We start from the raw sequence: 13,078 nt of genomic DNA, 5'->3' as shown, positions 1-13,078 counted from the left end.
AAGCATCGCGGGCGGCGTTCCGATCGATTCAATCCGGGAATCAAGTAATAGCAATAAAAGATTGGACGCTCTTGCTCACCCTCCCCACAATTCGAAGCATTGGAAGGCATATCGATAATAAAGCCTCGAAAATTACATCGGAGACAACAGCGCAATGAACAACGCTGACGGCATCGTCGCTTCCTCGAAAGCGGAACCTGTGGCGGAGATACGCACGAAACACCGCTGGGTCGTGATGGGATTGATGTTCTGCATCTGGGCGATCGCGTGTGCGGATCGCGCCAACTTCGGCATCGCGCTGCCGTATCTGAAGAAGGAATATCACATCACCAATACCGAGGCCGGCTTGATCGTGAGTCTGTTCTCGTTCGCCTACGGCTTCGTGCAAATTCCCGTTGGGCTGCTCTATAAGCGGCTCAGCGAAAAGACCACCGGCTTGCTGTTCTCCGTCTTCATGATCCTCACGTCGGTGTTCACGGGATTGATGGGCACGACGTCATCGGTACTTTTGCTGATGACATATCGCGTGGGTCTCGGCCTGTCCGAAGGGCCGCTCGGCATCGGCTGCACGAACGTCATCAACCGATGGTTTCCAGCAAAAGAAAAAGGCACGGCCGCGGGCTTGTGGATCGCCGCGTCGAAGCTCGGGCCGTTGATCGTGCCATCGGTGTGCCTCATCGTGATCAACCTGTGGGGATGGCGCGAGATCTTTTATGTGTTCGCGATTCCAGGCATTCTGCTCGCCGTCGTATGGATGTTCTTCGTGACGAACTCGCCGGGCGAGAACCGCTTCTGCTCGCCCGCCGAGCGCCGCTACATCGCCGATGAAACGACGGTCGGCGGCCATAGCGGCAAGTCGCTCTCCCGCGCGCGGATGACGCCGATGCCCCGGCTCGACGCAATCAATCGCACGAAGCGCGTGCCGCAACTCGAAACGATTCGCCAAGTCTTCGGCTCGTGGAATATCTTCGGCATCGCGCTGGGATATGGCTGCATGATCGGCATCAGCAACATCTTCATCTCGTGGATTCCCACTTATCTCGTCACGGTGAAGGGTTTCGCTTCGGTGAAGATGGGCTTTCTCGCATCGGCGCCTTTCATCGGCGCGGTGGCGGGCAACATGCTCGGCGGCATCATCTCGGATCGCCTGCTCGGCGGCCGCCGCAAGCCGATGATGATGCTCGGCGCGCTCGGCACGATGATCATGACGTTCCTGCTGATCGATGCACCCGACAGCGTCGCTTACCTCGGCGCCGCGCTGATGCTCGCGGGTCTGATGCTCGGCATCGGATTCGCGGGCTACTCCGCTTATCCGATGGGTCTCGCAACCAAAGCCACGTACCCGACGGCGTTCGGCATCGTCAACTCGGTCGGACAGATCGGCGGCGCATGCGCACCGCTCGCGGTCGGCTTTCTGCTCGACAGCTATAGCTGGACCGCGGTCTTTCTCTACATGGTCGGCACGGCGACACTGTGCCTGCTATTTCTTCTCAGCGTGGTCGAGCCGGTAGCCGACGAAACCCGCCCGGCCAAATAACCGCCAATGAACCGATGAATCGCGCCGCTCAATGCGGCGCTTTTTTTTCGTGAGCGGAGATCAAAGCCCGTTCTGGACCATATCGAGCAGGCGCCCGGCAAGCGGCTCGATCTGCGTGCGTTTCAATTCCTGCAACGGGCCTTCGATCAGCAATAGCGCGAAACCGTGCACCGCGCTCCATGCGAGATATTCCGCCTCGGGCCGGCGTTTCGCTTCGAGCGCGCCCGCCTCGACCATGTCGTCGAGCGCGCGGCTCAGCAACTCGAACGGATCGAGCCCGCTCGGTCCGGCGCCATACGTTCCTTCGTGTTCGCCCCACTCCGCTTGCGGCGCTGCGAACGCAGTTCGGAACAGTCCCGCTTCCGTTTGCGCAAACCTTAGATAACCCGTGCCGATGGCGCGCAATCCCGCGCGCGCCGCATCGGCGCGACGGCGTTTTTTCGGGCGCGACGCCAATTCCTCTTCCATCGCCTGGGCGACGAGCGAAAGCGCCGCGGAGCGCACCGCCGATAGCAATTCCTGGCGGCTCTCGAAGTGACGATAGGCCGCATTCGGCACGACGCCCGCGCGCCGCGTGGCTTCGCGCAAGACGATCGCATCCGGGCCGCCTTCGCGCGCGAGTTCTATGCCCGCATCGATCAGCGCGCGTCGCAAATCGCCATGTCGATAAGTGTTGCGCGGCTTGCCATTTGTCATCTCGATTCGTCGGGTTTTGAATATGTGGACACTGTCCATTATCTCTGCTACTTTTTGTGGACGGTGTACACAACATAAAAAATAATTCGGCATCGATGCTTGGCCGTTGCTTTGTCACGACGCGGCGGCATGGTGTGCGATACGGGCCGTCATATGCAAGGAGGCAGGCATGACGAAGGAAAATGATCGGAAGAATACGCGTGACGATATCGCTCGCATCCGCGAACTGATCGAAGCGTGGCGGCAAGCAGTGCTCGCGAAAGACGTCGACACGCTCGTCAGCCACTACGCGCCGGATGTCGTCGTGTTCGATGTCGTGCCGCCCGCGTCGATCAGGGGCGTCGCGCACTATCGCGAGAACTGGCAGCGCTGGTTCGACAGCATGAAAGGCCCGCTCACGTTCGAAATGCGGGAAGTGGAAGTCGCCGCGAGCGGCGATCTGGCTTATGCGCACTCCGTCAATCGTGTCGCCGTGGGCGAACAGGAAGACATCGTGCGCGCCACCGTGTGCTTCAGGAAGATCGACGGCGACTGGCGTGTCGTGCACGAGCACGCATCGGTGCCGCTCATGATGGATATGGACCCTGACGAAACGTCATAACTCAAGGAGCAGACATGCAAGTGCAACCCTATCTGTTTTTCGAAGGCCGCTGCGAAGAAGCGATCACGTTTTATCGCGAGAATCTGGGCGCGCAAGTCGTCATGATGATGCGTTACAGCGAAAACCCGGAAGCGAACAAGGCCGAAACCGCGAGCGGTTGCGGCATTCCTCCGGGATCGGAAAACAAGATCATGCATTCGGCCTTCACCATCGGCGATTCCCTGTTGATGGGCTCCGACGGCATGTGCAGCGGCAAGACCGAATTCAAGGGCGTATCGCTTTCTCTCACGGCCAATGACGAACAGCAGGCCGAAAAGCATTTCAACGCGCTCTCCAATGGCGGTCAGGTGCAGATGCCGATGACGCAAACCTTCTTCGCCAAGCGCTTCGGCATGGTGACGGACAAGTTCGGCGTTACGTGGATGGTGCTCGGCGGCGTCGAAGGCAAGCCTCAGTAAGCATGCAGCAACACGTCCGGCTGGAACGCGGCTTGCGCGCCTTTCATCGCATCAATTCGAAAGGAGCGCAACATGAGCAACTACGCCGGACGGTCTCAGGAAGAGCGCATCGCGCAACGCAAGGGCAAGAAGCAAACCGCGCAGGAACAGCCGGGCGGGGCCATGGCCGAGCCCGGCACGGAACCCGACAAAGACCACAGCAGCGGCGTGCTGACGGAAGAAGGCAAACAGGTGTGGCGCACGGGTTCGGGCATCGACGGCGGAGGAAAAACCTGACGTCCGTATCGGCCTTTTAAAACGTGAAACAATGGCGGGGTGCCAAAGCACTGGATGTATTATTTGCACCTTGACTCACAGGAGCTTTCGATGAGCGCCCCGCGCCAAAACCATCTTTCAGGTTCGGACATGCCTGCTGATACAGCCGATCGTCCGTCCCGCGAGGAAGCCGAAGCCGCTGTCCGTGTTCTCTTGCGCTGGGCCGGCGACGACCCGCGCCGCGAGGGTCTGCTCGACACGCCGGGCCGCGTCGTGCGCGCGTATGAAGAGTTTTTCGCAGGCTATACGCAGAATCCGCATGACATCCTCGCCCGCACGTTTTCCGAAGTGCAAGGTTATGACGAGATGATCGTCCTGAAGGACATTCGTTTCGAAAGCTATTGCGAGCATCACATGGTGCCGATCATCGGCCGGGCGCATGTCGCTTATCTGCCGAACAAACGCGTGGTCGGCATTTCGAAGCTCGCGCGCCTCGTCGATGCCTTCGCAAAACGCCTGCAGATTCAGGAGAAGATGACCGCGCAGATCGCCGATACGCTGAACGAAGTGCTGCAACCGCTCGGCGTAGGCGTGATTCTCGAAGCCGCGCATCAATGCATGTCCACGCGCGGCGTGCACAAGGCGGGCGTCTCGATGGTCACGTCGCGCATGCTCGGTTCGTTCCGCGACGATCCATCGACGCGTCGCGAGTTTCTTTCCATCGTCGGCAATCAGAATGCGTTCAGCGTGTCGAACACGTAAGCTCGCCAGCGAAAAAAACGCGCACGCAAAGAAAAAGGGCCTCGCGGCCCTTTCGTCTTTTCATGCGCCGAATCCGTTGCCCGGCACGTCCGGACCGCTGCCTTCGCGAATCTTTCCTTGCGACACGTTGCTGCCCGGCGGCACGCTGTGCGTGAGCCACACATTCCCGCCGATGACCGAACCTTGCCCGATGGTCACGCGGCCGAGAATCGTCGCGCCCGCGTAGATGACGACATCGTCCTCCACAATCGGATGCCGCGCGTTGCCCTTGACGAGCGCGCCATCGCTCGTCGAAGGAAAGCTCTTCGCGCCGAGCGTCACGGCCTGATAGACGCGCACATGCTGGCCGATCACCGCCGTCTCGCCGATCACGACACCCGTGCCGTGATCGATGAAGAAGCTCGGCCCGATGGTCGCGCCCGGGTGAATGTCGATGCCCGTCAGCGAATGCGCGATCTCGTTGATAAAGCGTGCGAGCAAGGGCACGCCGAGCTTGTGCAACGCATGCGCGAGGCGATGATGCGTCATCGCCCAAACGCCCGGGTAGCACAGCAGAATTTCGGTGATGTGCTGCGCGGCCGGATCGCCGGTGAACGCAGCCTGAATGTCGCTCACGAGCAGCGCGCGGATATGCGGCAACTGCGCGCCGAACTCGCGCGCGATCGCGAAGGCTTGCGCGGAGAGATCGGCCTCGTTCGTATCGCGATACTCGGGCAGGAAGCGCAGCGCGCGGCGGATCTGTTCGCGCAGCAGACGCAAGTTGGTTTCGAGCGTCTGGCCGACGTAGTAATCGACGCTTTCGTCGGTCAGATCGGGCGCGCCGTAATGCGTGGGAAAGAGCGCCGAGCGCAGACCGTTGACGATCCCGACGATAGCTTCGCGTGAAGGCAATTCACGTATGCCGAGCGGATGCCGCGTGCGATGCAGTTCTTCGCGCGACTGGCGCAAGTCCGCGACGATGCGCGCGAGGCCCCATTCCTGGGGCGTGTCGAGCGCGGTGTCGCGGGATGTTTCGAGCGGCGGTACGGCGCCAAACGGGGGCGTGTTCTGCATGTTGGCCATGAAGCAAGGGAAGCGGCCGCCGCACTGGCGCACGACGGATGAACCATCAAGGGTACCCGGTTTTGGAGAAGGCTGCCGTCCGGCGGATCGCACGCCCGCGTTGCCGATGTTTCATGGAACATCGCTCACACTGTGACGTTGCTTGCATCGATCCAGCGCACGGCCCAGTCGCGCGCGTGCGCGATGGCTTCGCCTTCGTTGCGGAATCGCAGGTCCGAAGGAAAGAATCGGTTCGCGACGAGTTCGCCATCGCTCGATCGCGAGATCACCACGTAGGGCTGGTAGCTGCCATCTCCGGCCCGGGCGGGCGCGCAGTTTAGAAGGTAGCCTCGATGTGAAAAGGCTGCATCGTGTTGCATGAGTCACCTGTGTGAAAGTGCCCTGCTCGTTCGAATCGCATTGCTCTTATTCGACGTCAAATTGACGCGCCCTCCTGATTGCTCGCGTTTCGCGTATTGCGCTTTGCCGCCGACAGGTTCCAAATAATACTTGCAGGAAATCGGCTTGGGGTCGAAAAAAAAGACTCAAATTTTAGATATCCGTTAACGCGCCCTCGGGCAAGGCTCGCGGTTCCGTCGCCAAATAGCCGGAACGAGTCTTGCGTGACGGATTGATCATGTAAGGTCCAATTGCAATGGAGCAATGCGATGAACAACGCTGAAGGAAACGATCCGCAAGACAAGCAGAAAGGTCAGGTCGCCGACAGTCCGATCAAGACGCCCGCTGCGGAAACCGCACATGTGAAGATGAGCGATGCGAACAAGGCAGCATCCGGTGGCGAAGCGCATGCGGGCGCGGGCGCAAAAACGCAGGCGACGAAAGAAGGCTTGCACGTCGGTCCCCAAGGTCTCTATGAGAAGTCGCCGCGCGGCGTCGATGTCGCCAATGACGACGGACTCGACGACACCGTCGATGCCGACGCGAAAAGCATTCACGCGCGGCGCGAAGCCGAAATGCGCGCGCGCGATCCCGACTCGGTCATCAACTCGAACGCAACCACGGTGAACTTCGTGCCCGAGCCAGGCGATGGTCTCGGCGGCTTCGACAGCCGTCCCGCTCGCAACGGCATATTGCTTGCGCTAGGACGCGGCTATCGTTTGATCGATCGCGGCATGGTCGCGCCGACGGTGCCCGAGGTCGAAGACAAAGTGCGCTTCGAAGGACGCGACGCGCATGGCCACACCCTGCGCGGACGCAAGCACTATGCGTTGAATCATCTGCGGCCATCGCGACTCTTCGAGATCGAGCGCGCATAAGTACGGCGCCTATCGTAATAAGCAAAGAGCCGCATGGAATATGCGGCTCTTTTTACTTCAACGCACTTTGCGTGTTACTTCTTTTCTTCCTTTTCGTCCTTATCGTCATCGGTTTCGATGCGCGTCACACCGCCCGTCGCGGGTGGATCGCTCGCGGGAAACGTGTCTTCGACGGCCTTGTCGAGATCTTCATCGTCTCGTTCCGAGTGGGGATTTTGTTCCTTCAGCTTGCTCATCGCTTGCTCCTCTGGTCGTTACTCATCGATCCAATGCGTAGCAACCGGCGTTCCTCAGGGCTGGCACGGCGTATGCGGTGAGACACCGCGGACGAAGCGCCGCATCGCAGCAAATGCGATCGCGGCCGACAATACAACGGAGCAGTGCCTAGAGTCGATAGAGGGAAAAAAACCAAATGACGACCCACGCATACGACGGCTACACGCCAGAGACCAACGAGGCGGCACAACGCCAGGCGGCAACGCGCCACCTGGTCACGCCCGAGCAACGCTTCACTTCCGCGATCGCGTGTTTGGGCGCGGCCTGGGCGCTGTCGTGGGCCGAGTTCGCGTTGACGCTCGCGATCGGGCTTCCCGGCGATGCATCGAGTCATCCGCTCGCTGCAATGGTTGCATCGCGCGTGCTGGTTGGCCTGCTTTACGTGTGGGTCGCGTCCCGGCTGCAATGGGCGCGCTGGTTCACGGTGGCGCTCGGTTTCGCTTCGGTCGCGCTCGTCGCGCCCACGCTCGCGCTGCAATGGCACGTCTTCCCCGCAGCCGCGTTCGTGTGCGGCGCGGCACTCGTCTGCAAGTTCGCGGCGTCGCTCTATCTACTTTCGCCGATGCCCGCGCGCCTCGCGACGCGATAGGCACCCCAGGCATTCGAAACTCGTGGTTTGCAATCCTTGAAGCGGACGCGGCTTTTTCGCGCGTCCTTCCGCTCGCACAATGCATGACCGTCCTCAACTTCGTATTTGCGAGCTCGATCATGAAAATTGCTGTCATTGGTGCGACCGGCACGGTCGGACAGGCGGTCGCCGCCGAATTGAAAGCCCGTCATGAAGTCTTCGAAATCGGCGCGACGCGCGGCGCGCATCGCGTCGATCTGCTCGATCCGGACGGCATTCAGAAGCTCTTCGCCACCATCGGCCGCGTGGATGCGATCGTCGCCACAGCCGGTCACGTGCATTTCGGCCCGCTCGTGAAGATGACGCCGGAGCAATTTCGCCTCGGTCTCAACGACAAGCTGATGGGTCAGGTCAATCTCGTGCTCACCGCGCGCGACTTTCTGAACGACGGCGGCTCGTTCACGCTGACTAGCGGCATCGTCGGCGCGGAGCCCATTCGCGAAGGCGCGAGCGCAGCGGCGGTCAACGGCGCGATCGAAGGCTTCGTGCGCGGCGCGGCGATCGAGTTGCCGCGCGGCCTGCGCATCAACGTCGTGAGTCCGACAATGCTCGAAGAGGCGCGCGAAAGCTTCGGCCCGTACTTCCGCGGCTTCGAGGCCGCGAGCGGCGCGCGCGTGGCGCTGGCCTATAGCCGCAGCGTCGAAGGCGCGGAAACCGGACGCATCTACACCGTGCACTGACACTTGCACGCGCGAAGTGTGCATGGAGCACGGCGCATCGATCGCTTATCCTCGGCGCTTCATCAAGCTCACGGAGCGGCGCGATGCAGTGGACCCGGGACGACTATCGACTGAGCACGGACATCGATGAATTCGACTTCGATGTCGTGCATCGCTATCTGAGCGAAGTGGCCTATTGGTCGCCGGGCATCGCGCGGGAAAAGGTCGAGCGCGCCGCGCGTCATTCGCTCACGTTCGGGCTCTTTCGCGGCCGCGCGCAAATCGGCTATGCGCGCATGATCACCGACACGACCACCTTCGCCTATCTCGCGGATGTGTTCGTGCTGCCCGAGCATCAGGGCGCGGGTCTCGGCAAATGGATGATGCAATGCGTGATGGCGCATCCCGACCTGCAGGGGCTGCGCCGCATGATGCTCGTCACGTCCGACGCGCATGGACTCTATGCGCCCCTCGGCTTCGCGGCGAGCCGGCATCCCGAGCGCATCATGGAGAAGATCGGAAAGGATTAGCCGCCCTTCACGCCTTGCGTGTTCACGTATAGCGCGTAGAGCCCGTGACTCGCCGCCATGAACAGGCGATTGCGATGCCGCCCGCCGAAGCAGACATTCGCGCAGCGCTCCGGCAAGTCGATATGCCCGATCGCCTCGCCTTGCGGCGTGAACACGCGCACGCCGTCGAGTTCCGCGTCGCCCATGCCCCAGCCGCACCACAGGTTGCCGTGAACGTCGATGCGAAAGCCGTCGGGCGTGCCCGGTCCGGCGTCGATGAGCGAGCGTGGCTCGCCCAGCTTGCGGCCGCCGTCGAGCACGTCGAACGCGTAGATCTTGCGCGGCGTCCCGCGCGATTCCACCACGTACAGCACCGATTCGTCCGGCGAGAACGCAAGACCATTGGGGCCGACGAAGGCATCGATCATCATCGTGATCTCGCCGCTCTGGGCGTCGACGCGATAAACGCATGGCTTGAGTTGCGCGTCGTTCTTCTCGCCTTCGTAATAGCCGTCGATGCCGAAGCTCGGGTCCGTGAACCAGATCGAGCCGTCCGACTTCACGACGACATCGTTCGGCGAATTGAACGGCCTGCCATCGTAGCGGTCGGCGATGACGGTGATCGAGCCGTCGTATTCGGTGCGCGTCACGCGCCGCGTCAGATGCTCACAGGTCACGAGCCGCCCTTCGCGATCGCGCGTGTTGCCGTTCGCGTTGTTCGACGGCTTGCGAAACACGCCGACCGCGCCGCTCTCTTCGTCCCAGCGCAGGATGCGGTTGTTCGGGATATCGCTCCAGAGCAGATAGCGGCCGTCTCCGAACCAGACCGGCCCTTCGGACCAGCGCGCGCCCTGATACAGACATTCCACCGACGCCGAAGCGATGCGCAGTGCGTTGAAACGCGGGTCCAGCACGCGCACGGCGGGATCGGGATAGCGGCGCTCGATGTTCGTCATGCTTTTTCGTCTCCAATCGAAGAGCGCACGCGTGGGCGTCCGCTCGGTTCAGTGAAATTTCCGCGGGTGCGTGCGCCGGGCGCCCCGTCCTCAATTCGGCCCAAGTTCTCCGTCCCTCAAGCGCCACAAATTCAACGGATTGTCATCCGCGAGCGCCGCCGGCAACAGCGCGGCCGGTAGATCCTGATAGCACACCGGGCGTAGAAACCGTTCGATCGCCATCGCGCCGACCGACGTCGAGCGGCTATCCGATGTCGCCGGGAACGGGCCGCCGTGCATCATCGCGTAGGACACTTCGACGCCGGTCGGGAAACCGTTCGCGAGAATCCGGCCCACCTTGCGCTCAAGCACCGGCAAAAGCCGCCGCGCGAGTTCGACGTCGTCCTTCTCCATGAGCAGCGTCGCGGTCAGTTGGCCTTCGAGACGGCGCGCGACCGAAATCATCTCGTCCTCGTCGCGACATACGACGATGACCGACGTCGGCCCGAAAATCTCCTCCGCCAGTTGCGGCTTCGCGAGAAAGTCCTCCGCGCTCACGCGATACAGCGCCGGCAACGCGCCGCTCGCCGCCTCGCCGCTCTCGCCCGTCGCGATACGTTTGGCGGTCGCGTCGCGATGTTTGACGCCGTCCGCGTAGGCCGCCGCGATGCCCGCCGTGAGCATCGTCTGCGCGCTCTTCTTTTCGAGCGCGGCCGCCGCGTTGTCGATGAAATCGTCGAGATCGGAATCTTCCAGGCCGATCACGAGCCCCGGATTCGTGCAGAACTGGCCGACGCCCAGCGTCACCGAATCGATATAGGCCGCCGCCAGCGTGTCGCCGCGCGTTTCCAGCGCGCCCGGCAAAGCGAACACCGGATTCACGCTGCTCATCTCGGCGAAGACGGGAATGGGCACCGGGCGTTTCGCCGCGATGTCGACGAGCGCGAGCCCACCGCGCCGCGAGCCGGTAAAGCCCACCGCCTGAATCGCCGGATGGGCGACGAGCGCCTCGCCGATCGCATTGCCCGCGCCGACGACGAGCGAGAACGTGCCCTCTGGCAAGCCGTTGTCGGCAACTGCCTTCTGCACCGCGCGCCCGACGAGTTCGGACGTGCCCAGATGCGCCGGATGCGATTTCACGACGACCGGACACCCCGCCGCGAACGCGGCCGCGCTGTCGCCGCCCGCCACTGAAAACGCCAGCGGAAAGTTGCTTGCGCCGAACACGGCGACGGGGCCCAGCGGAATCTTTTGCAAACGCAGATCGGAACGCGGCAGCGGTTTTCTGTCCGGCTGAGCGGAATCGAGCGTCGCGCAAAGCCAGCGGCCCTCGCGCACGAGCGACGCAAACAGCCGCAACTGCCCGACCGTGCGCGCGCGCTCGCCTTCGAGACGCGCCTTCGGCAGCGCCGATTCGGCCATTGCGCGCTCGATCAGCGTGTCGCCGAGCGCGATGATGTTGTCGGCGATCGCTTCGAGAAACTGCGCGCGAGTTTCGAAAGGCGCGTGTCGATAGTCGTCGAAAGCCGCCTCCGCCAGCTCGCACGCGCGCGCCACTTCCGCCGCGCCGCCGCCGCCGAACGCGGGTTCGAGATCGGCGTTGCGCGCGGGGTCGAACGCGCGGAGGGTGGCGTCGGTGCCCCGCACGGCCGATGCGCCTATCAGCATGTCTCCGGTGATTTTCATTTCAGCTCCTCATCTCTGTTGGCGGTGGGCGGCAGGCGCGTGGCGCGGCCGCCCGCTATGCGAGTGACCCGCGCCCCGCGCAAGCGTTCCGCGCGCGGCGTGCGAGTCTTCGTCGAGGACGGTGAAGCAAACGCGGTGCGCGGTCGATGCGAAGCCGGAAACCGGTCCGTCGGGTGAAGCAAAAACTATAGGCGCGACGAACCGCTTGTCAATGAAAGCGCGTCAGGATTTCGCGGCGGGCGTCGCGCTTTTCCTGAACGTGATGTGCGCGATGCGCCGCACCAAGAGCGTCGCCACGAGCGCGGCGACGGCCGTCAGCATCACGCCGATGTGGATCGACTGCACCAGCGCGTCGCGGGCGGCGTCGAAGAGCGCAGGCGCATCGAGGCCGGCCGCGCTCAGTTCGGCGAGGATGCGCTCGCGCAACGCTTCGTCGACGAGAATACGCGGGTCCGACAGGCGCGGCAGCCATTGCGCCGACGCCGCCGGGCCGAGCACGCTCACCGTGTGCGTCACGACGCCCGCGTAGTGATGCGCGACGATCGTCCCGACGACGCTCGTGCCCATCATCCCGCCGACCATGCGCGTGGATTGCAGCAGCGCCGTCGTGATACCAAAGCGCTCGCGCCCCGCGATCTCCTGCCCGAAGATATTCATGTTGTTCAGAATGAAGCCGAGGCCGATGCCGGTCGCGGCCATCGGCAGTTCGATCCACAGATGCGGCGTCGATTCGCGCGCGAACGCCAGCCCGACCGACGCGATCAACAGCAGCGTGAAGCCGATCGAGAGAATGTTCACCGGCTTCTTCATGTGAATCACGATGCGCGTGTTGATGAAGCTGCCGAGCGCGATGCACGCGGCGATCGGCGTCGCGAGCAGACCCGCGGCCTGCGGCGACAGGCCGAAGCCGCCTTGCAGCAGGAGCGGCGCGAAAAAGATCAGCGAGAACATCACGAAGCCCGCGAGGAACGACAGCGTGAAGAGCGTGTTCATCTGCGGGTCGCGGAAGATGTCGAGCGGGATGATCGGATGCGTCGCGCGCCGCTCGCAGATCAGCAGCGCCGCCGCGCACACGGCCACGCCGATGCCGAGCGCGATATTGGCGGTCGTGACGCCGTCCTTCGGCAGCGCTTCGATCAGCGCCTGAAAGCCGCCGAGCACCAGCGCGACGAGCGCCGCGCCGGTCCAGTCGATTTTCACGCTACCCTCGCGCGGCCGATGCAGGTTCGGCAGATGCGCCCAGATGAAGTACAACGCCGCCGCGCCGACCGGCAGATTGACGAGAAAGGTCGAGCGCCAGCCCCAGTGCTGGCTCATCCAGCCGCCGAGCGACGGCCCCGCCGCCGTGCCGATGCCGTAGGCCGCCGCGAGCACCACCTGCCAGCGCACGCGCGCGCGCGGATCGGGGAACAGATCGGGAATCGACGCGAACGCGGTGCCGACCATCATCCCGCCGCCGACGCCTTGAAGCCCGCGCGCGAGCACGAGGAACAACATGCTGGGCGCGAGGCCGCACAGCACTGACGCCACCGTGAACGTAATCACCGCCGCGATCACGAAGCGCTTGCGCCCGAAGTAATCGCCGAGCCGTCCGAACACCGGCACCGTCACGACCGAAGCCAGCAGATAAGCGCTCGCGATCCATGCATAGAACTCGAAGCCGTGCAGCTCCGCGACGATCGACGGCAGCGCGGTGCTGACCACGGTCTGATCGAGCGCGACCAGCATGTTGACGAGGCCGATGCCGAGCATCGCGTA

Annotated in this window: 16 protein-coding genes; 9 read left to right on the top strand and 7 right to left on the bottom strand. The window is 63.1% G+C overall.

Annotated elements, in window-relative coordinates:
* Positions 1–154: 154 nt before the first annotated feature.
* Positions 155–1,537, top strand: a complete 1,383-nt coding sequence (locus AWB82_RS04015) for an MFS transporter (protein WP_086965861.1) — start codon at positions 155–157, stop codon at positions 1,535–1,537.
* 60 nt (positions 1,538–1,597) lie between these two features.
* Here AWB82_RS04015 and AWB82_RS04010 read toward each other — a convergent pair whose 3' ends face one another.
* The gene (locus tag AWB82_RS04010; protein WP_086965860.1) at positions 1,598–2,233 is read right to left on the bottom strand and encodes a TetR/AcrR family transcriptional regulator; all 636 of its coding nucleotides are present in this window, start codon (positions 2,231–2,233) and stop codon (positions 1,598–1,600) included.
* Between the two features lie 169 nt (positions 2,234–2,402).
* Here AWB82_RS04010 and AWB82_RS04005 point away from each other — a divergent pair, with 169 nt between their 5' ends.
* From AWB82_RS04005 to folE, 4 genes are all read left to right on the top strand, one after another.
* Positions 2,403–2,834: a YybH family protein gene (locus AWB82_RS04005; RefSeq protein WP_086965859.1), complete on the top strand. Its 432-nt coding sequence runs from the start codon at positions 2,403–2,405 to the stop codon at positions 2,832–2,834.
* Between the two features lie 14 nt (positions 2,835–2,848).
* The gene (locus tag AWB82_RS04000) at positions 2,849–3,292 is read left to right on the top strand and encodes a VOC family protein (RefSeq protein WP_086965858.1); all 444 of its coding nucleotides are present in this window, start codon (positions 2,849–2,851) and stop codon (positions 3,290–3,292) included.
* A 72-nt stretch (positions 3,293–3,364) separates the two neighbouring features.
* Positions 3,365–3,568 (top strand): hypothetical protein, encoded by a 204-nt coding sequence (locus tag AWB82_RS03995; protein WP_086965857.1) that lies wholly within the window; start codon positions 3,365–3,367, stop codon positions 3,566–3,568.
* 90 nt (positions 3,569–3,658) lie between these two features.
* Positions 3,659–4,309 (top strand): GTP cyclohydrolase I FolE, encoded by a 651-nt coding sequence (folE, locus tag AWB82_RS03990; RefSeq protein ID WP_086965856.1) that lies wholly within the window; start codon positions 3,659–3,661, stop codon positions 4,307–4,309.
* Positions 4,310–4,369: 60 nt separating this feature from the next.
* Here folE and epsC read toward each other — a convergent pair whose 3' ends face one another.
* Complete coding sequence (epsC, locus tag AWB82_RS03985; RefSeq protein ID WP_235023167.1) at positions 4,370–5,362, bottom strand: serine O-acetyltransferase EpsC; 993 nt, start codon at positions 5,360–5,362, stop codon at positions 4,370–4,372.
* Positions 5,363–5,496: 134 nt separating this feature from the next.
* Positions 5,497–5,730, bottom strand: a complete 234-nt coding sequence (locus AWB82_RS03980) for a hypothetical protein (RefSeq protein WP_061160931.1) — start codon at positions 5,728–5,730, stop codon at positions 5,497–5,499.
* 288 nt (positions 5,731–6,018) lie between these two features.
* On the opposite strand from AWB82_RS03980, the gene AWB82_RS03975 reads away from it, so the two are divergent.
* The gene (locus AWB82_RS03975; RefSeq protein WP_086965855.1) at positions 6,019–6,627 is read left to right on the top strand and encodes a DUF3005 domain-containing protein; all 609 of its coding nucleotides are present in this window, start codon (positions 6,019–6,021) and stop codon (positions 6,625–6,627) included.
* A 74-nt stretch (positions 6,628–6,701) separates the two neighbouring features.
* On the opposite strand, the gene AWB82_RS37890 is transcribed toward AWB82_RS03975, so the two are convergent.
* Positions 6,702–6,863: a hypothetical protein gene (locus AWB82_RS37890; RefSeq protein ID WP_200818036.1), complete on the bottom strand. Its 162-nt coding sequence runs from the start codon at positions 6,861–6,863 to the stop codon at positions 6,702–6,704.
* Positions 6,864–7,039: 176 nt separating this feature from the next.
* Between AWB82_RS37890 and AWB82_RS03970 the strand changes: the two genes are divergently transcribed.
* The 3 genes from AWB82_RS03970 (at position 7,040) to AWB82_RS03960 (ending at position 8,720) form a co-directional block, all read left to right on the top strand.
* On the top strand, positions 7,040–7,492 hold the full coding sequence (locus AWB82_RS03970; protein WP_086965854.1) for a hypothetical protein: 453 nt from the start codon (positions 7,040–7,042) through the stop codon (positions 7,490–7,492).
* A gap of 116 nt (positions 7,493–7,608) precedes the next feature.
* Positions 7,609–8,211 carry a short chain dehydrogenase gene (locus AWB82_RS03965; protein ID WP_200818041.1) on the top strand — a complete coding sequence of 201 codons (603 nt, stop codon included), beginning with the start codon at positions 7,609–7,611 and terminating at the stop codon, positions 8,209–8,211.
* An 83-nt stretch (positions 8,212–8,294) separates the two neighbouring features.
* A complete protein-coding gene (locus tag AWB82_RS03960) occupies positions 8,295–8,720 on the top strand; it encodes a GNAT family N-acetyltransferase (RefSeq protein WP_086965853.1) in 426 nt (141 codons plus the stop codon).
* On the opposite strand, the gene AWB82_RS03955 is transcribed toward AWB82_RS03960, so the two are convergent.
* The 3 genes from AWB82_RS03955 to AWB82_RS03945 all read right to left on the bottom strand — a co-directional run bounded on the left by AWB82_RS03955 (position 8,717) and on the right by AWB82_RS03945 (position 13,072).
* Positions 8,717–9,655 carry an SMP-30/gluconolactonase/LRE family protein gene (locus AWB82_RS03955; protein ID WP_086965852.1) on the bottom strand — a complete coding sequence of 313 codons (939 nt, stop codon included), beginning with the start codon at positions 9,653–9,655 and terminating at the stop codon, positions 8,717–8,719. The two genes, AWB82_RS03960 and AWB82_RS03955, sit on opposite strands and share 4 nt — an antisense overlap.
* 90 nt (positions 9,656–9,745) lie before the next feature.
* Positions 9,746–11,320: an aldehyde dehydrogenase (NADP(+)) gene (locus AWB82_RS03950; protein WP_086965851.1), complete on the bottom strand. Its 1,575-nt coding sequence runs from the start codon at positions 11,318–11,320 to the stop codon at positions 9,746–9,748.
* Positions 11,321–11,542: 222 nt separating this feature from the next.
* On the bottom strand, positions 11,543–13,072 hold the full coding sequence (locus tag AWB82_RS03945) for an MFS transporter (protein WP_086965850.1): 1,530 nt from the start codon (positions 13,070–13,072) through the stop codon (positions 11,543–11,545).
* Positions 13,073–13,078: the final 6 nt, after the last annotated feature.

Source organism: Caballeronia glebae (assembly GCF_001545035.1).
In the GTDB taxonomy this organism is placed as follows: Bacteria; Pseudomonadota; Gammaproteobacteria; order Burkholderiales; family Burkholderiaceae; genus Caballeronia; species Caballeronia glebae.
This window is presented reverse-complemented; position numbering and strand designations above follow the sequence as displayed.

Coding starts and splice junctions, on each gene's coding strand:
- AWB82_RS04015 (WP_086965861.1), top strand. CDS start 155: ATGAACAACGCTGACGGCATCGTCGCTTCCTCGAAAGCGGAACCTGTG.
- AWB82_RS04010 (WP_086965860.1), bottom strand. CDS start 2,233: ATGACAAATGGCAAGCCGCGCAACACTTATCGACATGGCGATTTGCGA.
- AWB82_RS04005 (WP_086965859.1), top strand. CDS start 2,403: ATGACGAAGGAAAATGATCGGAAGAATACGCGTGACGATATCGCTCGC.
- AWB82_RS04000 (WP_086965858.1), top strand. CDS start 2,849: ATGCAAGTGCAACCCTATCTGTTTTTCGAAGGCCGCTGCGAAGAAGCG.
- AWB82_RS03995 (WP_086965857.1), top strand. CDS start 3,365: ATGAGCAACTACGCCGGACGGTCTCAGGAAGAGCGCATCGCGCAACGC.
- folE (WP_086965856.1), top strand. CDS start 3,659: ATGAGCGCCCCGCGCCAAAACCATCTTTCAGGTTCGGACATGCCTGCT.
- epsC (WP_235023167.1), bottom strand. CDS start 5,362: ATGCAGAACACGCCCCCGTTTGGCGCCGTACCGCCGCTCGAAACATCC.
- AWB82_RS03980 (WP_061160931.1), bottom strand. CDS start 5,730: ATGCAACACGATGCAGCCTTTTCACATCGAGGCTACCTTCTAAACTGC.
- AWB82_RS03975 (WP_086965855.1), top strand. CDS start 6,019: ATGAACAACGCTGAAGGAAACGATCCGCAAGACAAGCAGAAAGGTCAG.
- AWB82_RS37890 (WP_200818036.1), bottom strand. CDS start 6,863: ATGAGCAAGCTGAAGGAACAAAATCCCCACTCGGAACGAGACGATGAA.
- AWB82_RS03970 (WP_086965854.1), top strand. CDS start 7,040: ATGACGACCCACGCATACGACGGCTACACGCCAGAGACCAACGAGGCG.
- AWB82_RS03960 (WP_086965853.1), top strand. CDS start 8,295: ATGCAGTGGACCCGGGACGACTATCGACTGAGCACGGACATCGATGAA.
- AWB82_RS03955 (WP_086965852.1), bottom strand. CDS start 9,655: ATGACGAACATCGAGCGCCGCTATCCCGATCCCGCCGTGCGCGTGCTG.
- AWB82_RS03950 (WP_086965851.1), bottom strand. CDS start 11,320: ATGAAAATCACCGGAGACATGCTGATAGGCGCATCGGCCGTGCGGGGC.
- AWB82_RS03945 (WP_086965850.1), bottom strand. CDS start 13,072: ATGCTCGGCATCGGCCTCGTCAACATGCTGGTCGCGCTCGATCAGACC.